Annotated in this window: 18 protein-coding genes; 5 read left to right on the forward strand and 13 right to left on the reverse strand. The window is 68.2% G+C overall.

From position 1 onward, the window contains the following. The first annotated feature begins 106 nt into the window (after positions 1-106). Complete coding sequence (locus tag NV2_RS03915; RefSeq protein ID WP_067869496.1) at positions 107-973, forward strand: oxygenase MpaB family protein; 867 nt, start codon at positions 107-109, stop codon at positions 971-973. Between the two features lie 18 nt (positions 974-991). Here NV2_RS03915 and NV2_RS03920 read toward each other — a convergent pair whose 3' ends face one another. Further along, positions 992-1,636 (reverse strand): TetR/AcrR family transcriptional regulator, encoded by a 645-nt coding sequence (locus NV2_RS03920; RefSeq protein WP_067869499.1) that lies wholly within the window; start codon positions 1,634-1,636, stop codon positions 992-994. A 165-nt stretch (positions 1,637-1,801) separates the two neighbouring features. Between NV2_RS03920 and NV2_RS03925 the strand changes: the two genes are divergently transcribed. Then, positions 1,802-2,671 (forward strand): oxygenase MpaB family protein, encoded by an 870-nt coding sequence (locus tag NV2_RS03925; protein WP_067869501.1) that lies wholly within the window; start codon positions 1,802-1,804, stop codon positions 2,669-2,671. Between the two features lie 6 nt (positions 2,672-2,677). Here NV2_RS03925 and NV2_RS03930 read toward each other — a convergent pair whose 3' ends face one another. From NV2_RS03930 to NV2_RS03950, 5 genes are all read right to left on the reverse strand, one after another. After that, positions 2,678-3,703, reverse strand: coding sequence for a proline dehydrogenase family protein (locus tag NV2_RS03930; protein ID WP_067869503.1), 1,026 nt, complete (start codon positions 3,701-3,703; stop codon positions 2,678-2,680). Continuing rightward, a complete protein-coding gene (pruA, locus tag NV2_RS03935) occupies positions 3,700-5,337 on the reverse strand; it encodes an L-glutamate gamma-semialdehyde dehydrogenase (RefSeq protein WP_067869506.1) in 1,638 nt (545 codons plus the stop codon). The genes NV2_RS03930 and pruA overlap by 4 nt, the downstream gene beginning before the upstream one ends. Before the next feature lie 118 nt (positions 5,338-5,455). After that, positions 5,456-6,562, reverse strand: a complete 1,107-nt coding sequence (dapC, locus tag NV2_RS03940) for a succinyldiaminopimelate transaminase (RefSeq protein WP_067870279.1) — start codon at positions 6,560-6,562, stop codon at positions 5,456-5,458. Positions 6,563-6,576: 14 nt separating this feature from the next. Then, positions 6,577-6,900 carry a ferredoxin gene (fdxA, locus tag NV2_RS31915; protein WP_067869508.1) on the reverse strand — a complete coding sequence of 108 codons (324 nt, stop codon included), beginning with the start codon at positions 6,898-6,900 and terminating at the stop codon, positions 6,577-6,579. Between the two features lie 153 nt (positions 6,901-7,053). Next, entirely contained in the window at positions 7,054-9,672 is a 2,619-nt protein-coding gene (locus NV2_RS03950; protein ID WP_067869511.1) for a bifunctional FO biosynthesis protein CofGH, read from the reverse strand. A gap of 199 nt (positions 9,673-9,871) precedes the next feature. Here NV2_RS03950 and NV2_RS03955 point away from each other — a divergent pair, with 199 nt between their 5' ends. The 3 genes from NV2_RS03955 to NV2_RS03965 all read left to right on the forward strand — a co-directional run bounded on the left by NV2_RS03955 (position 9,872) and on the right by NV2_RS03965 (position 14,250). Then, positions 9,872-10,387, forward strand: a complete 516-nt coding sequence (locus tag NV2_RS03955; RefSeq protein ID WP_067870281.1) for a PH domain-containing protein — start codon at positions 9,872-9,874, stop codon at positions 10,385-10,387. Further along, the gene (locus tag NV2_RS03960; RefSeq protein WP_067869515.1) at positions 10,384-12,183 is read left to right on the forward strand and encodes a PH domain-containing protein; all 1,800 of its coding nucleotides are present in this window, start codon (positions 10,384-10,386) and stop codon (positions 12,181-12,183) included. Before NV2_RS03955 ends, NV2_RS03960 begins: the two co-directional genes overlap by 4 nt. A gap of 111 nt (positions 12,184-12,294) precedes the next feature. Beyond that, positions 12,295-14,250, forward strand: a complete 1,956-nt coding sequence (locus NV2_RS03965) for a GMC family oxidoreductase (protein WP_067869518.1) — start codon at positions 12,295-12,297, stop codon at positions 14,248-14,250. Between the two features lie 18 nt (positions 14,251-14,268). On the opposite strand, the gene NV2_RS03970 is transcribed toward NV2_RS03965, so the two are convergent. The 7 genes from NV2_RS03970 to NV2_RS03995 all read right to left on the reverse strand — a co-directional run bounded on the left by NV2_RS03970 (position 14,269) and on the right by NV2_RS03995 (position 21,240). Continuing rightward, entirely contained in the window at positions 14,269-14,640 is a 372-nt protein-coding gene (locus NV2_RS03970; RefSeq protein WP_067869521.1) for a DUF742 domain-containing protein, read from the reverse strand. A gap of 7 nt (positions 14,641-14,647) precedes the next feature. Next, complete coding sequence (locus tag NV2_RS03975) at positions 14,648-15,037, reverse strand: roadblock/LC7 domain-containing protein (RefSeq protein ID WP_067869524.1); 390 nt, start codon at positions 15,035-15,037, stop codon at positions 14,648-14,650. Then, positions 15,030-17,717, reverse strand: a complete 2,688-nt coding sequence (locus NV2_RS03980; RefSeq protein WP_245662428.1) for a sensor histidine kinase — start codon at positions 17,715-17,717, stop codon at positions 15,030-15,032. Before NV2_RS03980 ends, NV2_RS03975 begins: the two co-directional genes overlap by 8 nt. A gap of 267 nt (positions 17,718-17,984) precedes the next feature. Further along, positions 17,985-18,419, reverse strand: a complete 435-nt coding sequence (locus NV2_RS03985) for a hypothetical protein (RefSeq protein ID WP_245662429.1) — start codon at positions 18,417-18,419, stop codon at positions 17,985-17,987. Beyond that, positions 18,416-18,574: a hypothetical protein gene (locus tag NV2_RS31670; RefSeq protein ID WP_168436058.1), complete on the reverse strand. Its 159-nt coding sequence runs from the start codon at positions 18,572-18,574 to the stop codon at positions 18,416-18,418. Before NV2_RS31670 ends, NV2_RS03985 begins: the two co-directional genes overlap by 4 nt. Positions 18,575-18,613: 39 nt before the next feature. Next, positions 18,614-19,525, reverse strand: coding sequence for an N-acetyl-1-D-myo-inositol-2-amino-2-deoxy-alpha-D-glucopyranoside deacetylase (gene mshB, locus NV2_RS03990; RefSeq protein WP_245662430.1), 912 nt, complete (start codon positions 19,523-19,525; stop codon positions 18,614-18,616). Further along, positions 19,522-21,240, reverse strand: coding sequence for an ABC transporter family substrate-binding protein (locus tag NV2_RS03995; RefSeq protein WP_084473941.1), 1,719 nt, complete (start codon positions 21,238-21,240; stop codon positions 19,522-19,524). Before NV2_RS03995 ends, mshB begins: the two co-directional genes overlap by 4 nt. Between the last annotated feature and the right edge of the window lie 76 nt (positions 21,241-21,316).

The raw sequence follows: 21,316 nt of genomic DNA on the forward strand, positions 1-21,316 counted from the left end.
CGGGTGGCGTTGCGAATACGTCTCGTCGCCGGGACCCCGTTGACAGCTCCGTGAGGTGGTGAGACTGTCGACATACAGCCTTCTCACATGGAGTTGGGGGTCGACGATGACCGCATCATCTCGCGCCACATCCGCACGCCGCGCGCCCGGCTCGAAGCCGGTGCCGGAATACGATGTCGGCGCCCATCTGGACGGTTCGGCCGCATTCTTCGGGGCCGCCGCCAACGTCATCATGCAGCTGTCCCACGCTCCGGTCGGCTACGGCGTCGTGGAGAGCACCGTCGACAGCGGCAAGGTCATGGTGCACCCGATCAAACGCACCCGCACCACCCTGACCTACCTGGCGGTGGCCATGCTGGGCAGCGACGACGAACGGGCGGCCTACCGCGAGGCCGTGAACCACCAGCACCGTGCCGTCCGATCCACTGCCGCGAGCCCGGTCCGTTACAACGCGTTCGACCCCCGGTTGCAACTCTGGGTGGCCGCCTGCCTGTACTGGGGTTCACGCGACCTCTACGAGCGCATGCACGGACCGATGCCGGCCGAACAGGCCGAGGCGTTCTACCGGCACGCCGCCCGCTTCGGCACCACGCTGCAGATGCCGGAATCGATGTGGCCGGCCGACCGGGCCGCGTTCGATCGCTATTGGGAAACCCAGCTCGCCGCCGCACACATCGATCCGCCGATCCGCGCCTACTTCGACGATCTGGTGGACCTGAGGATGTTCCCGCAGCCGGTGCCACTGCTCTTCGGGAAGTTCCACCGCTGGATGGTGGCGGGCCTGCTGCCACCGAATCTGCGCGCACAGATGCAGATGCCGTGGAGCGAACGCGACGACGCACTGCTGGCCCGATTGCTGCGCACGGTGGGCGCGGTGGAGCAGCGAGTCCCGCGGCAGCTCGAGATGTTCCCGGTGAACATGCACCTGTGGGATATGCGGATCCGGCGTCGGCTGGGACTACGGATGGTCTGACCGCCGGGCACCGTTCGGTCAGGGAATACGGAATCCCGGAACCACGTGATCGCGGGCGAAGGCCCGCCCGGCGGCCTCGTCCTCGATCGGGATCAGGGTCTGCGGGGTCAGCGCCATCGACAGCGCGGTGCGGGCCACCATCTCCGCCAAGGGCAGCGGATCGTAGTGCGGCAGCTTGCCTTCCGACTGCAATCGGGTGATGAACTCGGCGACGTAGTCACGCCCCAGTTCGATCACGGGCGCACCGCGCACGGTGAGATAGGGCAGCACGGTCTCGGGTTCGGTGTTCAGCAATCGGTCGAGGAGCTTGTTCCCGCGCAGCCCGTCCAGGAATGCCACGAACAGTTCGACGATCTGTTCCTCGGCGCCCGCGTCCTGCTCCACCTGCCGCTGCACCGCGGCATCGACCTGATCGATGAACTGGCGCGCCTGCCAGAGCCCGACCGCCTGAATGAGATCGGTTTTACCGGCGAAACGCCGGTACAGCGTTGCCAGCGACAGCCGGCCGCGCCGCGCGACCTCGACCATGCTGGTGCGTTTGATACCGAAATCCAGGAATGCCAGCAGTGCGGCCTCGAGCACCGTCGTCTGGTTGCGGTCCTCCGGTCCCGCCCCACGGATCAGCGGCAACAGCCGGTTCGAGAGTTTGGTCGATTCGGTCATTGCCGTTCCTCTCTCCGCCCGAATACGCCGACACAGTGCGCGACGATCGTCCCATACGGCCGGTGGCTTCCATTGACATGATGCCACACCGGTGAGAAGGTTGGGAGGAAAGCTTCTCACATTCTCTCGCCGATCGGGCGAGGAGGAACAGGAGACGAGTCGACGATGACCGCCGCCCCGCTGCGTACCAACGACTACGAACCCGAGCATCCGGGCGCCGAGCTGACACCGGAAACGGTCCGCGAACACATCGACGGGATCGCCGCCTTCCTGGGCGGCGCCGCCAATGTGATCCTGCAGCTCAGCCACCCGCCGGTGGGGTACGGCGTCCTGGAGAGCACCGTCGACAGCGGCAAGCTCACCCTGCATCCGGTCAAGCGCATGCGCACCACGATGACCTACCTGGCCGTGGCCTGGCTGGGCGACGACCGCGACCGCGCCGACTACCGGGACGCGATCAACGGGTCGCACCGGCCGGTGCATTCCGGCCCGGAGAGCCCGGTGAAGTACAACGCCTTCGACCCGAAGTTGCAGCTGTGGGTGGCGGCCTGCCTCTACTGGGGCGTGGACGACCTGTACCAGCGCATGCGCGGCCCGATGGATCCCGAACTCGCCGAACGCTTCTACCGCTACAGCGCACGCCTGGGCACCACCCTGCAGGTGCGGGCGGAGATGTGGCCCGCCACCCGCGCGGAGTTCTACGAATACTGGGATCGCACCATCACCGAGCGCACCATCGACGAGCCCGTCCGGCGCTATTTCAACGATATGGTCGATCTGAAGATGACGGCCAAACCGGTGCAACTGCTCGCCGCGCGCTTCCACCGCTTCACCGTCACCGCGCTGCTGCCCCAGCATCTGCGCGAACAGATGGGCATGACCTGGTCCGACCGTGACGAACGCTGGTTCCGGCGGATCGTGGGTGCCATCTCTGCGGTCTGGACCCGCATGCCGGAGGTCATCCGGCTGTTCCCGTTCAACTACTTCCTGGCCGATATGCGGCTGCGGCGCCGCTTCGGCAAACCGCTGGTGTAACGGAATTCAGCGTCTCTCGGCGAGGGCACGCAGGAAGAAGCCCAGGTTGGCCGGACGCTCGGCCAACCTGCGCATCAGGTATCCGTACCACTGCACGCCGTAGGGGATGTACACCCGCACCGCATGGCCCCGCTCGGCCAGGCGCTGCTGTTCGACCGAACGGATCCCGTAGAGCATCTGGAACTCGAAATCCCCCGGCGCCCGGTCGTTACGGCCGGCCATATCGTGTGCGGCAGCGATCATCACCGGGTCGTGGGTGGCGATCATCGGATATCCGCGGCCACCCATCAGCAGCTCCAGGCAGCGTAGATACGATTCGTCGACCTCGGCGGTGCGCTGGAAGGCCGCGCGCTCGGGTTCGCGATACGCGCCCTTGCACAACCGGATCCGCGCGCCGTCGGCTGCGGCACGCCGGCACTGCTCCTCGGCTCCGCGCAGGTAGGTCTGGGTGGCCACGGCCAGCCAGGGATGGTCGCCACGCACCGCCCGCACCGTCGATTCCGTCCCCTCGGTCGTGGTGTGATCCTCCGCGTCGACGGTGATCCAGACCCCCGCCTGTTCGGCCCGCTCACACAGGATGCGCAGGTTGGCGGTCGCGATCTCGACTCCCGCCGCCCCCAGGGCCTGCCCCAGCGCGGAGAGCTTGACCGAAACCTCCACCGGCACAACCCTTGCCGCCGCGCGCCGAGCATGCCCCGACGAGGCGGGCGGGGCCACGGCGCCGTTGCGTGCCGGAATTTCACGCTGCTGCTCGACTTCGTGGTGCCAGCGTGCCAGATCGTCGATCAAGCCGAGGTATTCCGAGACCGCGCTGTCGGCCATCGACCGCTCGGTGGTGTATTCACCGAGGAAGTCCACGCTGACCATCCGGCCGTCCCCGAGCAGTGCGCGCACCACGGGCGCCAGCTCCGCGCGCGTCTCGCCCGCCACGAACCGGTTCACCACCTCGGCGGTCACCGGAAATCCGGTTACCGCCCGCTTGATTCGCGTCGACCCGGCCGCTGCCAGGATCGCCGGGCGCAGCGGATTCACTCGGACTCCATATGCGGATACCGATACTCCGACGGCGGGACGAAGGTTTCCTTGAGGGTGCGCGGGGCCACCCAGCGCAGCAGATTCAGATACGAGCCGGCCTTGTCGTCGGTGCCGGAGGCGCGGGCACCGCCGAAAGGCTGCTGGCCGACCACCGCACCGGTGGGTTTGTCGTTGATGTAGAAATTTCCGGCCGCGAACCGCAGCGCTGTGGCGGCGCGATGGATCGCCGCCCGGTCCCGGGCGAACACCGCACCGGTCAGCGCATACGGCGCGGCGGAGTTCACCTCGCCGAGCATGGCCTCGAAGGCACCGGGAACGTCGTCGTCGTAGACGTACACCGACAGGATCGGACCGAAATATTCGGTGGTGAAGGCGTCGTCGCGCGGGGTGTCCGCCAGCAGCACAGTCGGCCGCACGAACCAGCCCTCACTGTCGTCGCAGGTTCCGCCGACCGGGATGTCGAGGCCGGCGTCGCGGGCCCGCTCGATCGCCGCGGCACTCTTGTCGTAGGCACGCCGATTGATCACGGCCCCACCGAAGTTCGACAGATCCGCAACGTCCCCGTACCGCAGTTCACCGACCTCGGTGAGGAAGTCCGCGCCCATCTCCCGCCACACCGACCGCGGCAGATACGCTCGGGAGGCCGCGGAGCATTTCTGGCCCTGATACTCGTAGGCTCCGCGAATCAGCGCGGCACGCAACGAATCCGGGTCGGCGGAGGGATGCGCGAGGATGAAATCCTTACCACCCGTCTCCCCCACCAACCGCGGATATCCGTGATAATTGCCGATATTCGCCCCCACGCGCTGCCACAGGTGCTGGAAAGTACGCGTCGATCCGGTGAAGTGGATACCGGCGAGCCACCGATCGGCCAGCGCCACCTCCGACAGTTCGATACCGTCACCGGTCACCAGATTGATCACCCCGGGCGGCAGCCCGGCCTCCTCGAGCACCCGCATCGTGTAATAGGCGGCGAGGGTCTGATCGGGCGAGGGCTTCCACACCACGGTATTGCCCATCAACGCCGGAGCGGTCGGCAGATTGCCCGCGATCGCGCTGAAATTGAACGGGGTGATCGCGTAGACGAAGCCCTCGAGCGGCCGGTAGTCCATCCGATTCCACACCCCCGCCGACGACTGCGGCTGCTGGGCGAAGATGTCACTCGCGAAGGCGACATTGAAACGCCAGAAATCCACCAGTTCACACGGCGCGTCGATCTCGGCCTGATACACCGATTTCGATTGCCCGAGCATGGTCGCCGCGGCCACCGTCTCCCGCCACGGTCCCGCCAGCAGATCGGCGGCCCGCAGCAGGACCGCCGCCCGCTCGGTGAACGGGAGCGCCCGCCACTGCGGCGCCGCAGCGGCCGCCGCCACGATCGCGGCACGGCTCTCCTCGGTCGTCGCGGCAGTGTAGGTACCCAGCACATGTGCATGCCGATGCGGCATGACGATCTCGGAGCGCGCACCGGTGCCGGAGAGGTGTTCACCGCCGATCACCAACGGCACCTCGACCGTCCGCCCGGCGATTTCGGCAAGTTTGCCGAGTAGTAATTCTCGTTCCCGGCTCCCCGGCGCATACGAGTGGACCGGCTCGTTCGCCGGAGTCGGGACAACCGTGACAGCGTCCATAGGCCCAGGCTAGTCCGCACGTACGCCGATTCCTGGCCTTACCGAGGAGAACTTTCACGCGCGTCGCAGCGAGCTCCACATCGCCCGGATAATTATCCGGAAGTTTGCCGAACCCGGATCAGGTGGTGAGGCGCGCCGCTGCGGCAGCGATCCGCTCATCGGTGGCGGTGAGCGCGATGCGGACGTGCTCGGTGCCGGTGGGGCCGTAGAAGTCGCCGGGTGCGGCGAGGATGCCCCGCTCGGCGAGCCAGTCCAGGGTGGTGCGGCAGTTCTCGCCCCGCGTCGACCACAGGTACAGCCCGGCCTCGGAATGATCGATCCGGAAACCCGAGTGCTCCAGCGCTTTTCGCAGCACCGTTCGACGGGCACGATAACGCTCCCGCTGCACCGTCTCGTGCTCGTCGTCGGCCAGGGCCGCGGTCATCGCCGCCTGGATGGGGAAAGGCACCATCATCCCGGCGTGCTTACGCACCTCCAGCAGTTCCCGGATCAGTTCCCCGTCACCGGTGACGAAGCCGGCGCGATAGCTGGCCAGATTCGATGTCTTCGACAGCGAATGAATGGCGAGCAAGCCGGTGTGGTCACCGTCGCTGACCCGCGGATCCAGAATCGAGACGGCCTCGGCACCCCAGGTCAGGCCGAGATAGCACTCGTCGGAGGCGACGATCGCGCCGCGTTCGCGGGCGAAGGACACCACCTTGCGCAGATGGTCGACACCCAGCACCCGGCCGGTCGGATTCGACGGCGAGTTCAGGAAGATCAGGGCCGGGGATTCCGGCCCGAGCCGAGTCATGCCGTCGGCTCGCAGCATCCGGGTCCCCGCCAGCAGCGCGCCCACCTCGTAGGTCGGATACGCCACCTCCGGGATCACCACCAGATCGGAGGCTCCCAGCCCGAGCAACCGCGGCAGCCCGGCGATCAGCTCCTTGGTGCCGATCACCGGCAGTACCGCATCCGGCCCGAGACCGGTCATACCGAAGCGGCGCGCCACGGCGGCCACCGCGGCCTCCCGCAGCTCGGAAGTGCCGTAGGTGGTGGGATAGCCGGGCACCTCCGCGACCGAGGTCAGCGCCGCGCGGATCAGCGGATCGACCGGATCCACCGGTGTTCCCACCGACAGATCGACGAGGCCGTCCGGATGTGCGGCCGCCTGCGCCTTGGCGCCGGCAATGGTGTCCCAGGGGAAGTCGGGCAGCAAACTGCTGACCCGCACGCGATCGCGGATCACCGAAGCGCTACCTACTCGTTCGCCATCGGCGGCAGCTGAGCGATCAACGGCGGATCGAAATCGGTCTTGCCGACCTTGGTGGCACCGCCGGGCGAGCCGAGATCGTCGAAGAAGTCGACATTGGCGTTGATGTAGCCGCTCCACTGGTCCGGGGTGTCGTCCTCGTAGAAGATCGCTTCCACGGGGCACACCGGCTCACATGCACCACAGTCCACGCATTCGTCGGGTTGGATGTACAGCATGCGGCCACCCTCGTAGATGCAATCTACGGGGCACTCCTCGATGCACGCCTTATCCTTCACGTCAACGCACGGTTCAGCGATGATGTACGTCACTGCCGTTCTCCTAGTCTGTCCTGGCCTACGGGACATTTCCGCCCGCGCAACAGTATCCCGACCACTCGCACTCCGACTGGTCAGCCTTACCTAACTTCCCGCATTCGCGGCACCGCCACAGCATCGTTTTCGCGGCACCGCCGCGGGGACGGATCAGCCGACCGTCAGCGGCAGCGCCGACACCCGATGCTCGGGCACTCCGTAAGAGGTGGTGCGCTCACGAACCGGGCGACCGATCCCCTCGCCGATTTCGACCAACTCGGCCACCGTTTTCGCGGAGCCGTGCTCGGAACCGGCCATCCGCGAGATGGTTTCCTCCATCAACGTACCGCCCAGGTCGTTGGCGCCACCATTGAGCATCACCTGGGTGCCGGTGATCCCCAGTTTCACCCAGCTGGTCTGGATATTGGGGATGCGCCCGTGCAACATGATCCGGGCCAGAGCATGTGCCGCGCGGTTGTCGCGAATGGTCGGCCCGGGACGGGACGCACCGGCCAGGTACAGCGGTGCGCTCTGATGGACGAACGGCAACAGGACGAATTCGGTGAAGCCACCGGTCTCGTCCTGGATGCCGCGCAGCACTCGCAGGTGCCCCACCCAGTGCTTGGGATTGTCGACGTGGCCGTACATCATGGTGGAACTCGACCGAATACCGAGCTTGTGTGCCGTGGTGATCACATCGATCCACGCCGATGCGGGCAGCTTGCCCTTGGTGAGCACCCAGCGCACCTCGTCGTCGAGGATCTCCGCGGCGGTGCCCGGAATGGTGTCGAGCCCGGCCTCCTGGAGTGCCGCGAGCCAGTCGTGCACGCTCTGCCCGCCACGGGAGGCACCGTTGACGATCTCCATCGGGCTGAACGCGTGCACATGCATCGACGGCACCCGCTTCTTCACCGCCCGCACCAGGTCGGCGTAGCCGGTCACCGGAAGGTCCGGATCGATACCGCCCTGCATGCACACCTCGGTCGCGCCCTCGACATAGGCCTCCCAGGCACGCTCGGCGACCTCGTCGGCGGACAGGGTGAAAGCGTCCGCATCCCCCTTGCGCTGCGCGAACGCGCAGAACCGGCAGCCGGTGTAGCAGATGTTGGTGAAGTTGATATTGCGGTTCACCACGTAGGTGACGTCATCGCCCACGGTGTCGCGGCGCAACTGGTCGGCCAGTGCCGCGACGGCGTCGAGTTCGGCGCCCTCGGCGGTAGCGAGGGCCAGATACTCGTCGTCGCCGAGTCCGGCCGGGTCCTTCTCCGCCGACCGCAGCGCGGCCAGCACATCGGTATCGAGCTTCACCGGGGCCGACAGCGACAGCACCTGCTCGCGCACGGTCTCCCAGTCCCCGAACGCACCGAGGCCCTCGCCCTCGAGCGCGGCATCGCTGCGCGCCTCGGTATTGCGGCCCTCGGAATCGATCGCGGTATTGAGATCGGTACGCCCCAGTGACTCCCACGACTGGTCCGGTTCCTGCCAGGGCAGGCCCACCGGATTCACCGCACGCGCCAGACCCGTGACCGGGTCCGACAGCGCCGCCACATGCCCCTGCACTCGCGGATCGATCCACGGGTTTCCGGCCAGCACATATTTCGGATGTGCGGTCAGCCGCTCGGTCAGCACGTAACCGGCCTGCGCGGTCACCTCGGCGAGCACGTCCAGGTTCGGCCACGGGCGTTCGGGATTGACATGGTCGGGGGTCAGCGGCGACACCCCGCCCCAATCGTCGATACCGGCGTCGATCAGCGCGCGGCACTCGTCGAGCGATACCAGATTCGGCGGTGCCTGGATGCGCATCTTCGGCCCCAGCAGCAGCCGTGTCACCGCGATGGTGGCGCGGAATTCGGCCAGATCGGCGTCGGGGGTGTCGCGCATGGCGGTGTCGGTCTTCGCGAGGAAGTTCTGCACGATCACTTCCTGCACGTGACCGAAGGCCTTGTGCGCCTTGCGGATCGCCAGGATGGAGTCGATCCGCTCGGCATAGTTCTCACCGATACCGACCAGGATTCCGGTGGTGAACGGGATGCTGAGCCGACCGGCATCGGTCAGTGCCCGCAGCCGGACCTGCGGATCCTTGTCCGGGCTCCCGTAGTGGGCCTGACCGCGCTCGGTGAACAACCGCTCGGAGGTGGTCTCCAGCATCATGCCCATCGAGGGCGCCACGGGCTTGAGGCGCGAGAGCTCCGCCCAGCTCATCACGCCCGGGTTCAGATGCGGCAGCAGACCGGTCTCCTCGAGCACCCGGATCGACATGGCCCGCACATAGTCCAGGGTGGAGTCGTACCCGCGCTCGTCGAGCCACTGACGTGCCTCCGGCCAGCGATCCTCGGGCCGATCCCCCAGGGTGAACAGTGCTTCCTTACAACCCAGCTCGGCGCCGCGGCGCGCCAGGTCGACGATTTCGTCGGGCTCCAGATAGAGCCCCTCGCCGGCCGCGCGCAATTTGCCGGGCACCGTCACGAACGTGCAGTAATGACATTTGTCGCGGCACAGGCGGGTCACCGGGATGAACACCTTGCGCGAATAGGTGATGGGCAGCGCCGTCTCCGACGCTTCGGCGTTCTCTGCCGTCCCCGCGGCCCCTGCGAAACTCTCCCGCAGGCCCGCGTCGCGCACCCGCACGGCGGACGCACACAGATCCTCCAGATCCGCCTCACGCGCGTGCAGCAGCACGACGGCCTCGTCGAGGTTGAGCGTCGCACCGTCTCTTGCGCGGCGCAGCGCCCGGCGCATGGCCGAGGGCGCAGGTGGGGTGTTCGGTTGCTCCGTCACGCCGTCGATCATGCGTCAACCATCCGAGTGTTCTCCCTTCGGTGCCCTGTGACGTGAGACAACCCGGCATCCTTCGCGCGTTATTCCTTGTTCGCCGGATCGGTTTCGTCGTCACCGATAATGCCCGCTCATGGGCTCGAAGGTCCGCCGGCACCGGGCGCGCACATGCCGGTTTCGGCCGCCGCGCCCGGATTCGTGTCACGATGTCGGCATGGCCCGGCCGCCGGAATTGTCTCCCTCGCGCACGATCATGGCCGCACCGGCCTGCCGGCCCAGCACCCGCGCCCCCTTGCTGTGGGCGGCGGGGCCCGCGGCCGTCTGGCTCCTGGTACTGGTGGGCGGCCTGATCTGGGCCGCGGTCGACAGCGCGCATAGAGCCTGGGCGGTGGAACTGATGGCCGCCGCGGCGGCGCTGGCCGCCTTCACCGCGGTCGTGGTCCCGATGTGGCGGTATGCGGTACATCGCTGGGAGATCACCGAGACGGCCGTCTACACCCGGACCGGATGGTTCACCCAGGAGAGCCGGGTCGCCCCGATCACCCGCGTACAGACCGTCGACACCCATCGGGGACCGCTCGAACGGCTCTTCGGGCTGGCGACCGTCACCGTGACCACGGCGTCGTCCGCGGGTGCGGTGCGCATCGAGGCGCTCGACCTCGACGTCGCCGCGCGCACCGTGCGGCAGTTGACCGATATCGCGGCGCTGCATCGCGAGGATGCGACATGAGCGCCGATACCGGGACCGCCGAAGACGGGTGGCGGCGGCTGGACAAGCGCATGCTGCTGATCCACCCCGTGCGGGAACTGGTGAAATACATTCCGGTCCTACTCGGTGTCGTCATCGTCGGCAGTCAGAGTGACAACCCGGCGTGGAGCCTGGCCGCGGTGGCGGTGATCGTCGTGTTCGCGCTGGCGCGCTGGTTCACCACCACGTACCGCATCGGCCCCGATACGGTGGAATTGCGTCGGGGAGTCCTCGGGCGGCGCACGTTGACCGTGCCGCGCTCGCGCATTCGCTCGGTGGATGTCCGGGCGGATGTGATGCACCGACTGCTCGGGCTGGTGGTTCTGGTCATCGGCACCGGACAGCAGGCCGACCACGACGAGCGGTTCCATCTCGACGGAGTGGACGCGCGGCAGGTACCGCAGCTGCGAGCGCTGCTGCTGCGCCACCCCGAGCAGGCCCGGCCGGCGGGACACGGCGAAGCGGGGCACGACACCCCCGCCGCCGCGGTGCCCGACTCACCGGCGTCGCCGCTTCGCCCTCGGACCGAACCCCGGGCCGATACCACTGGGAATACCGCTACCGCGTCCGCTCGCTCGGACGAACCGGCGGGCGCGACGGCGGTGTTCCGGCCGCACAGCCGCCGGGAGGCATTGACCAGGGCGCTGGCCCAGGACGGCGCGGGCGCCCCGGACGAGGGCATCGAGATCGGCCACTGGCGGCCCGGCTGGGTTCGGTACGCGCCGCTGTCGCTGACCGGGCTGGCGATCGTGGGCCCGGCGATCGGTCTGGCCGCCAAGCTCGGTGTGGCCGATGCCCTGGTGCGCTCGTCCACCGTGCACGATGTCGGTAAGCACAGTGCCGTGTTCATCGCGCTCGCGGTGACGATCTCGGTCGTGGTGCTGCTGGTGGTCTCCGCGATCGCCGCCTGCCTGCACTACCTCACCACCTATTTCCGGTTTCGCGTCCTCGACGACGGCCGGGCACTGCACATCCGCGGCGGGCTGCTCACCACGCGCCAGACCACACTCGATCTGTCCCGGCTGCGCGGTGCCACGGTGCAGGAGCCACTGTTGCTGCGGCTGGCCGGCGGCGCCGAACTGCAGGCCATCATGACCGGCGACGGGGCGCGGCAGAAACTGCTGCCACAGGCACCCCGTGCGGCGGTGGAACGCACGCTGGCGCATCTGCTGAGCCATCGCACCGATCGCGACCTCGAACCGGGACGGCCGCCGGCTGCACGGTCGGTCCCCGAGGATTGCGCCGAGATCGCCGCCGACGCCGATCCGGCCTCGGTGCCACTGATGTCGCACGGCCCGCGGGCCCGGCTGCGGCGCTACACCCGCGCGGCCGCCCCCGTACTCGTCGTCGTGGCCGCAGTGATCGCGGTATCGCTTGCCGGACAGCAGGTTCCGGCCTGGATCTGGGCGATGGTCGTGCTCTTCGCGCTCGCCTCGGCCGCCGTGGCACACGATCGATACCGCGGTCTGGGACATGCCGTGATCGCCTCCGACGGCCACCGCCCGGTCTGGTTGATCACCCGGCACGGCTCCCTGGACCGTGATCGTGACTGCCTGGAGGCGCCCGGCGTGATCGGCTGGACGCTGCGGCGCACCTACTTTCAGCGGCGCGCAGGTGTGGCGACGGTCATCGCGGCCAGCGCGGCCGGCAAGAAGAAGTACGCGATCGTCGACGTACCGATCGACCGAGCCTACGAGGTGATCGAACAGGTCACCCCCGGACAGCTGGGTACCCGCACCCACGACCATTCGCCACCCGGCAATCTCGCGACGATGTGATCGTCGATTCTTTCCGGAAAACAATTCTTTCGGCGGCTGTCGATCCATAAGTGAGCGACGATTCGCTGGCCGTGGTAAGAATCACCCGACGTTGTGAAAGGGTGGAATTCCATGGAACCGACAGCACAGCAGCGCGCCGCCCTGGGCATGATCTGCAATACGTTCACACCGGGAAACGGGGCGACTCTGCCGTCGGCGACCGAACTCGGTTCCGTGGAAACAGTTTTCGAAATTCTCGGCCGCAACCCCCGTGCGGCCGAGGGGAAACAGCTCACCACCCTGCTCGACCTCTGGGATTCCCGTGCGCTCGGGCTGCTGTTCGGCAATCGCGGCCGCCGCTACTCCACCCTGACCGCCGAACAACGGGAACAGACCCTGCTGCGCCTCGGCGATTCTCGAATCCCGCTGAAACGCACCTTATTTCAAGCACTGAAGCAGGCCGCACTGCTGTCCTACAATGTCACTCCCGACGCCACCGGCGGACACCCGCTGTGGAAGGCGATCGGCTATCCGGGGCCGCCCGGCACCCTGACCTCGGCCCCGGCACCCGCCCTGTCGGTGCTGCGCCCGACCGAGGCGACCACGCTGAGTTGTGACGTGGTAATCGTCGGGTCCGGCGCGGGCGGGGGTACCGCGGCCGCCGTACTGGCCGAGTCCGGCCTGGACGTGATCGTGCTGGAACGCGGAAACTATTACGACGACCGCGATTTCGGTCGCGGTGAACTCGACGCACTGTTGAATCTCTACGCGCCCGGACCGCCGGCTACCAGCGAAGGCCAGCTCACGCTCGTTGCCGGCACCTGTCTCGGCGGCGGCACCGTCGTCAACTGGAGTACCGCACTGCCCACCCCCGACGAGGTGCGTGCCGAATGGGCCGGACTCGGCGTCTCCCAGTTCGCCGGCGCCGAATACGGTGATGCTCTCGACGCGGTCCTGGCTCGCCTCGGCGTGAACGATCGACACTCCCCGCTCTCGGCCCGGGACAGCGTCCTCGAACGCGGCGCCACCGCGCTGGGCTGGGATATCGGCTCGCTGACCCGCAACGTCTCCGACGCCTGCGATGCCGGCGTCGAATGCGGCCGCTGCCCGTACGGTTGCCGGGTCGGTGCCAAACAGTCGGTCACCAAGACCTGGCTCGCCGATGCTGCCGAGCACGGTGCCCACTTCGTGGTCGATGCGAACGTGCGCCGGGTAAATGTGAACAACGGCCGCGCCGAAGGCGTTTCGGCGGTGACCGCGGCCGGCATGCCGATCGAGGTCCGCGCCCGTGCCGTCGTGGTCGCCGCGGGTGCCGTCCAGACCCCGGCCCTGCTGCGGCGCTCCGGCCTGGACAACAAGAACATCGGCAAGTACCTGCGGCTGCATCCGGCCGCGGCGGTCTTCGGCGTCTTCGACGAGCAGATCCGGCCGTGGGAGGGTGGTATGCAGGCCCGGATCAGCCGTCAGCACCACGATCTCGACGGTCACGGCTACGGCGTCATCTACGAGACGGGACCGATCCATCCGGGTATGGGGGTGGGATTCATGAACTGGCGGGGCGCCGCGGCCTACCGCACCAACCAGCTCGAGCTGGACCGCTCGCTGGCCCTCGGAGTGATCACCCGCGATCGCGACCACGGCAACGTGCGCGTCGATCGCGACGGTGAACCGGTGGTGTCCTACCGGCTGTCCGACCACGACCGGCGCCACTTGCACACCGGAATAACCGGTGCCGCAGAAATTCTCGAGGCGGCCGGGGCACGCCGCATCTACTCCGGACAGCAGGCCGGTCCCGCCTACGAGCCCGGCCGCACCGGATCGCACGCCGAGTTCGCCGCCGCCTGCGCGGCCGCCGGTTACGGGCCCGGACAATGTGCAATGGGCGCACTGCACATCATGGGTTCGGCGCGTATGGGTGGCTCGCCACAGACCTCGGCCACCGATCCCGACGGCGCCACCTGGGACGTCGGCAATATCGTGGTCGCCGACGCCTCCTGCTTCCCGACCGCCTCGGGCGTGAATCCGATGGTGTCGATCGAGGCGATCGCGTACATGAACGCGAAACGCCTTGCCGCACGACTCCACTGAACGACGACGGAAGCAGGGTCAGATGCCGCGTATGCCGTCGAGCAGGGCCCGCAGCAGGTCGGTGTCGGCGGCACCGACCTCGGCCTGGCGCGGAGTGCGGTAGTCCAGGCGCCCGTCGTCGATCAGATCGCCGACGAGCACCTTGGTCATGGTCAGCGGAAGACGCAGTCGCGCCGCGAGTTCCGCGATGGACTGCGGTGTGCGGCACAACCCTACGATCGCGGCGTATTCCGGCTCGTGGCGGCGCAGTTCGATGCCCTGGCCGGAATCGACCACCAGGGTGAGCATATCGAGTTCGGGCCGTTTACTGTGTCCGCGCCCATGCGTTACCGCATACAGCCGTACCAGTGGTCCGGCATCGGCGTCGAACCAGGCATCACCGTCGTCCACGGGCGGCTCAACGACTATCGACGGCCAGATGCGTACCCACCCGCTGCACGGTCTGGTTCATGGCATACGCCACCATGCCCAGATCCGCGTCTTCCGCGGCGAGCAGGCCCAGGCACGCATTGTCGCCCGCTGCGGTGATGAACAGCACCGCGCGATCGAGTTCCACCATGGTCTGGCACACCCCACCGGCATCGAAATGATGTCCGGCGCTGCGGGCGAGACTGTGCAGTGCCGAGGCCATCGCACAGAACCGCTCGGCGTCGGCGGCTTCGAGCTGCGAGGAATTTCCCAGTAGCAGGCCGTCGGTGGACAGCAGCACCGCGTAGCGCACTCCGGTGAGTCCGTTGACGAGGTCGTCGAGCAGCCACCCGACGTCGGTACGGTTGGGATTAGACATTGTCGCCTTCACGGGTATCGAATCGGTTCGCCGGCGAGCCGGGGTCCGCCGGGAAACGACGTCCCCGGCGACTGCCCTGCTCGACGGCACTGATCAGGTTGCGGGCTTGCTCCGCGGTGCGCCGGCGCACGGTGTTCGTTCCGGTCGCGGGCGCGTCCTCACGAGCTGTGGCCCGGGTGCGACGCGGCAGCGGCGGACGACCCCCACCCGACCGGACCACATCGGGCGACGGGGTGCGTGTCGCCGGCGGCTGTGGAGGCGGCGCAGCGGGGATCGGGGCATCAGGTATCGGGGTGACGGCACCGGCTTCCACGTGCCGGTCCCGCACCGGAGTGAACCATGCCGAGGGAGTCGGGTCGGCGGGCGGCACCGCTGAACGAGAAGCAGCGGATGCGGGGCCCACGTACGGCTGGTAGGGCGCGGGCCGGCGCTCGGTCGTGTCACCGCGGTGCACCGGGTCCCCGGCAGGCTGCTCGTCCGGTGCGGGCCGGCCGATGGACAACCCGCCGACCGCCGGTTCCCCCGTCGTCGCACTGCCGGTCGCATCCACGGTGGCCACGAGTTCGGAACGACGCGTATCGGTCACCGTGGTGCTGGTAGCGGGGCCGATCATCTGGAACTCGCCGGTGACCAGCGCCGAGGTGTCGGTGCCGGAATCGTCCTCGCCCGCCACCAGCACGGGTGTACCGATCAGCACGATCGCCTGCACGCCACCGAACACCGATTCACGCAACGTCACGGCGATGCCGTGCCGGTTGGCCAGCTTGGCGACCACGAACAGCCCCAGGCGGGTGTCGTTCGACAGCGCCGCGACGCTGAATTCCGGTGGCCGGGTGAGCATCTCGTTGCGCTGCTCCAGTTCCGCCGCCGACATACCGAGACCCTGGTCGATGATTTCCACCACGACCCCGCGGCCCACCACCTCGGCCCGCACCTCCACCCGCGCCTGCGGCGGTGAATAGGAGGTGGCGTTGTCCACCAGTTCGGCGATCAAATGGATCAGGTCGGCCACCGCGGTGCCGATCACCCGGGTCCCCGGTATCCGGCCGATCCGGATCCTGGTGTAGTCCAAGCTTTCCGATACCGCACTGCGCACCACCTCGACCAGTGGCACCGGATTGCGCCAGCGCCGGCCGGGCTGCTTACCGCCGAGAATGATCAGATTCTCGGCGTTGCGCCGCGCGCGGGTCGCCAAATGGTCGACCTGGAACAGCAATTCGAGCTGATCGGCGTTCTCCTCGCGCCGCTCGGCCTGGTCGAGCAGTGCCAGCTGCCGATGCACCAGGGCCTGGCTGCGGTGCGCGATATCGAGGAATACGGTGTTGGTACCGGCGCGGGTGTTCGCCTCCGCCACCGCCGCCGAGACCGCGGCGACATGTGCCCGGTTGAACGCCCGCGCGACCTGGCCGAGTTCATCGGTACCGAAATCCAGGCGGGAGACCTCGTCGCGCGCGTCCACCGTCTCACCGGCCGACACTCGCCGCATGATCTCGGGCAGCCGGTCGTCCGCCAATTGCAATGTCTCGCGGCGCAATCGGCGCATCCGGCCGATGAACCGGTTCGCCAGCACCAAGGCCGCGACGAAGGCCAGGATCGATATCAGCAGCACCGCACCGCCGCCGGCCAGCGACCCGGCGGTGGTCCGATCGCCCTGTGCCCGTGCCGCCGCGTGGGCGTCCCGGCTCGCGTCCTCCCATACCTGCTGCAGCCCGGACCCGACCCGGGCCGCATTGTCCTGCCAGGCCTGCATGGTCATCGGCAGCTTGCGCTGCTCTCGGGCGGTGCCGTCCGAATCGGCGGTTGCTCCGGATGTGGCGGGCTCGGAGGTGGAGGTACTGCTGTCCGAGGAGGTGTCGCCGGATGGTTCGGCAGCCGAGTCGGTGGGCTGCGGCCCGCGCGTCGCGATCGCGTCGATCATCGCGTTGGTGGCGGCCCACTCGGGACTGCTGGTGATCGCGTCGAGTTGCGCCGCGCGGTCACCCTGCAGCACCGATCGCGAATAGGCCATCTGCCCACGGAATTCGCCGACATAGTCGGTGAATTGCGACCACTGCTCGGGTGCCATCGTCCCGGTGACGATCGACAGCTCGCCGAGAGTGACGGCCTTGGACAGCGCCTCCGAGGCCCGCAAGGGTTCCACCGCGTACCCCAGTTGCACGGCGATCGCCGCGTCCGGTGCCACCCGGGCGGCGATCATCGAGGCGCCGGCGATCACCTCCACGCATTTGGTGAACAGCCCGAACACCTGATCCGGCGGGGCCTGGCGGGTGTCGACAGCGTGCCGCATCAGTGGCAGCTGCGTGAAAAGCTGGTCGTAGGCAGCGATGTCGGAGGCGGAATCACCCGGATTCATCCGGCGTGCGGCGTCACCCTTGGCGATCAGGGCCGCCAGTGCCGCATCCGAACGCTCCCGCGCGGGCACGAGCAGCGCCGCCGCCGACGGATCGCCGGCCAGGTGCAGCATCGACAACCGGCGTTCCTCACCGACCGTATCGATGATCGCGATCGCGGGAGTGGTGGTGCTACTGGCCAATTCGGCCCATTGCCGGGCGTTCTGACCCGAGCGGACCAGATAGGAGGCAGCACCGATACCGAGTGCGAGCAGGGTGACACTGGAGATGAGCACGATCCCCAGCAGGCGCACCCGCACCCCGACCCGGCCGCGCACGCCTCGGCTCACCAGACCGAACCACCGCGAATGTTCTTTGTTTACAGGCAAACCAGGAATCTTCGACCACTCAACCACGGGCAGACGCCCTGTCGTCGAGTATCGGGCCACCCGAGCCAACCGGCCAGCTGAGCAACCGGTCCCCACTTCCTCACCACACCGTCCGGAGACGGCAGAACCACCGTAACGCCTGAGAGAGTAACCGACCCGGCGTCCGGCTTCAGCACTTCGGGAATATTGTCCGGCCCGACCTGCACCCCGCCGGGCCGGACGAACCCGTCAGCGTTTCGCAGCCGCGGCCTTGGCCCCGCCGAACGTCTGCCGGAACAGATACAACCCCGCCGGGACGACACCGCAGGCCAGCAGCAGTGGTGCGGTCCAGCTGTCGGTGAGCAGCACATCCCCGCCGGGACCGGTGGTGGAGCAGATCAGGAAGCCGAACAGCCACGCGAGGACCGGCAACGCCATGGCCGCCGGGCGCGAAACCACCTCACGCATGCCGCGCACCAGCGCGATATTCACCACCGCGGCGATCAGGGCCGCGATCGGGAACGGGGTGGCACCGATGTAGAGCGGCAGATACAACACTTCCAGAACCAGCGAGAGCAGCCCGTTGAACACCAGAACCGCAGCCAGCAGCCCGCCCAGCACCGACCACGCGATCCGCGGCAGGCCCGGCTCGATCTCGGCCCGGCTCGACATCGTGGCCGTCACGGCACCGGCGGGAAGCCGAGCATCGTCAGCAGATGACTCTGCATATCGATGACTCCGTAGAGGACCGACAGGTACAGGTCGTGCTGCGCCTGCCAGTTCGGCTTCTGGCTTTCGACGAACGCCGCGATGGCGTCCTGCAGGCTCCAGTTGTACATGCGAGCAGTGTATGCCGCCCTGCTCGCGGCCCGAACCGGTCAGTCGAGTCCGGCGAACAAATCGCCCTCGTGGCCGTCGGCCCCCACCGGTCCGCGGCGGCCGCGGGCCAGGATGTAATGCTCCTCGGGCAGCACCGGTTGGGCGATGTTGTTCGACAGCGCGAATTCACGTCCCGAAGACGCCACCGTCACTTGTGTGGCGTGAGCACGCAGTGCCGCGCGCTTGGCCCCCAGGACCTCCGACACATCGACGGTCGCGGTCACCGTGTCACTCGGCACACACGCCAGCTCCCCGATCCCGGGCAGCTGCCACCCCCGGGGCAGGGCACCGGGCAGCCGGTCCACGGTCCGGCGGGCCAAGGCTTCGGTGTGGTGGCGCAGCACCTCGGCATCGGTCACCGTCCAGTACAGCTTCGGCACATTCCAGCCCCTACCGGCCCCCCTACCGGCCGCGGCCTCCACCGCGTCCATGGTCACCCGGTGTGCGCGCACGTGATCGGGATGGCCGTAACCACCGCGCGGGTCGTAACCGACCACCACCCGGGGTTTCAGCCGCACCAGCACCTCGGTCAGCTCCGCCACCGCGGCCGGGCCGGAATCGGCGAAGGCCCGCGGATGGGCCGGCACCATGGGCTGTGGGTCGGCGGTGGTGCCGCTCATGCCGGAGTCGCGCCACCGGCCCGCGCCGCCCAGGAAATACGGCTCGTCAACACCCAGCGCGGCGAGCGCCCGGGTGAGTTCGGTGATCCGGTACCCGCCGAGCTGATCGGCGTGCGCACTGGTCAGGCCCTGCCAGCGCTCCCCGATCACCTCCCCTTCCTCACCGAGAGTGCAGGTCACCACGGTCACCGGGATCCCGCGGCGGCGATAGTGCGCGATCGTGCCGCCGGTGGTGATCGTCTCGTCGTCCGGATGCGCATGCACCAGGACCAGTCCGCCGGTGTCGGTCACGACAGCCGCCGCCAGTTTCCGGCACCACCGAAGATGCCGACCTGGATCGAACCGTTCAACGCCACCCCGTCCATCCGGGAACTGGCCGCGGCCACCCCGGTGTCCTGCATGATCGGCAGCACCGTCCCCTGTGCCCAGAGCTTCGGCTCGGCCTCACCGATCACTCGCCCCACATCCTCACCGCGCAGCGCGGCATCGATCTGCGGTTGCAGCGACGGATCACAGACACCGGAAGCATTACTGGGCGCCTTCTGCATCGCCTCCACCCGCGCGGCGTCGTCGCGCCCGGGCACCACGACCGGCGGACAGCCGTAGCGTGAGGCCAGCATCGTCGCCGGGTCCGCACCGGCGCGCTCCCAGCCGACCACCGCGTCGACGGTGCCGTCGATCAGCCCCTTGCCGTACAACTCGTCGGCGGGCAGGCTGCGCACCGTGGCGTCGATCCCGGCGCTGCGCAGCTGATCGGCAGCGGTATTGGCCACCGCCAGCGTGGTCGCGTCCTTGTCCACCGCACCGATGCGGACCGTCAGCGTGCGGCCGTTCTTGGCGACCGGACGTGGCTGCGGCGCCGGTGAAGTCGTCGGATTGCCGGTCGGAGGAGGTTCCGGCGCCCGGCCGAACCCCGCCTCGTCCAGCAGCCCGAATGCCTGTTCGGGCGTCAGCCGCGGTGGTTGCGTCGGCGCATACCCCGGGTCGGACGGCGCCAGGACCTGGGCGCGGACCGGCTCCACCCACGCGCCCGTCTGCGCACCGACCGAGGCGAGCAGCGCCGGATCCAGCAGGCCCAGCACCGCGTGCCGCACCCGCGGATCGGCCAGATCACCGTTTCGCGAATTCAACGCCATCTGCATCACGCGCGCCTGCGGCATGATCGCCGTGCGCACCGCCGGTATGGCCGCCAGCTGCGCCTGGGTCGCGGCGCCCCCGTGCACGAGCGCCACCTGCGCATCACCCGCGCGCAAGGACTCGGCCAGCTGCGCCGCAGTACCCCCGCGCCGCAGCAGGATCTGGTCGGGAACTGCCGGGCTCCCCCAATAGCGGTCGTTGCGTTCGAGCAGGATCTCCTCGCGACCGGCATCAGCCTGCTTCACCCGGAACTGGCCGCCGGAAATCGGATTCTGATCGATCAGGCCGCGCTCGACCGCGAGGGCCTTCTGGAATCCCCCGGGCGAATCCTTGAGCAGATGCGAGGGCAGCAGATCCGAGAACAGCTGCCGCCACGCGGCGTACGGCTGACTCATCGTCACCGTCACCGTTTTACCGCCCTCCGAGGACGCCACATCGGTGATCAGCCGATAGCCGGCCGGATCCACCACACCGGGCTGACTGATCATCTGCTGCCACAGATAACGGAAATCCTCGGCGGCGATCGGGGCACCGTCGGACCACGAGGCCTGATTCTGGATCTTGTAGGTAATGGTGAACGGTCCGGGCGGGGTCACCTCGGCCGACACCATCAGCGCCGAATCGGGCACCCAATCGGTGCCCCCCGGCGCACCCGGCGCCGGCACCGGACGGAACGGGCTCGGAAACACCATCGAGGCAACGGCATTCGTCGTCGGGGACTGATTCGAACGCAGATGCGGGTTGAATCCGATCCCGATGTCGTCCACCGCCACCACGACGGTGGATTTCGTCGGCTGCGCCGGAGTCGTCTTCGGACTGTCGGTGCTCTCGATCGGCGGCGGCGGATTGGCGGTGCACGCGGTGAGCATGCCCACCGCCAGCACCAAAACCAGCACCGCTACACGCCGTACGGCGCGGTTCACTACTCCCGGCTTCACGATCGGA

The organism is Nocardia vermiculata NBRC 100427, assembly GCF_001613265.1.
GTDB classification, from domain to species: Bacteria; Actinomycetota; Actinomycetes; order Mycobacteriales; family Mycobacteriaceae; genus Nocardia; species Nocardia vermiculata.

Coding starts and splice junctions, on each gene's coding strand:
- NV2_RS03960 (WP_067869515.1), top strand. CDS start 10,384: ATGAGCGCCGATACCGGGACCGCCGAAGACGGGTGGCGGCGGCTGGAC.
- NV2_RS03965 (WP_067869518.1), top strand. CDS start 12,295: ATGGAACCGACAGCACAGCAGCGCGCCGCCCTGGGCATGATCTGCAAT.
- NV2_RS03915 (WP_067869496.1), top strand. CDS start 107: ATGACCGCATCATCTCGCGCCACATCCGCACGCCGCGCGCCCGGCTCG.
- NV2_RS31670 (WP_168436058.1), bottom strand. CDS start 18,574: ATGTACAACTGGAGCCTGCAGGACGCCATCGCGGCGTTCGTCGAAAGC.
- pruA (WP_067869506.1), bottom strand. CDS start 5,337: ATGGACGCTGTCACGGTTGTCCCGACTCCGGCGAACGAGCCGGTCCAC.
- NV2_RS03925 (WP_067869501.1), top strand. CDS start 1,802: ATGACCGCCGCCCCGCTGCGTACCAACGACTACGAACCCGAGCATCCG.
- NV2_RS03920 (WP_067869499.1), bottom strand. CDS start 1,636: ATGACCGAATCGACCAAACTCTCGAACCGGCTGTTGCCGCTGATCCGT.
- NV2_RS03975 (WP_067869524.1), bottom strand. CDS start 15,037: ATGTCTAATCCCAACCGTACCGACGTCGGGTGGCTGCTCGACGACCTC.
- NV2_RS03995 (WP_084473941.1), bottom strand. CDS start 21,240: ATGCTCACCGCGTGCACCGCCAATCCGCCGCCGCCGATCGAGAGCACC.
- NV2_RS03950 (WP_067869511.1), bottom strand. CDS start 9,672: ATGATCGACGGCGTGACGGAGCAACCGAACACCCCACCTGCGCCCTCG.
- NV2_RS03955 (WP_067870281.1), top strand. CDS start 9,872: ATGGCCCGGCCGCCGGAATTGTCTCCCTCGCGCACGATCATGGCCGCA.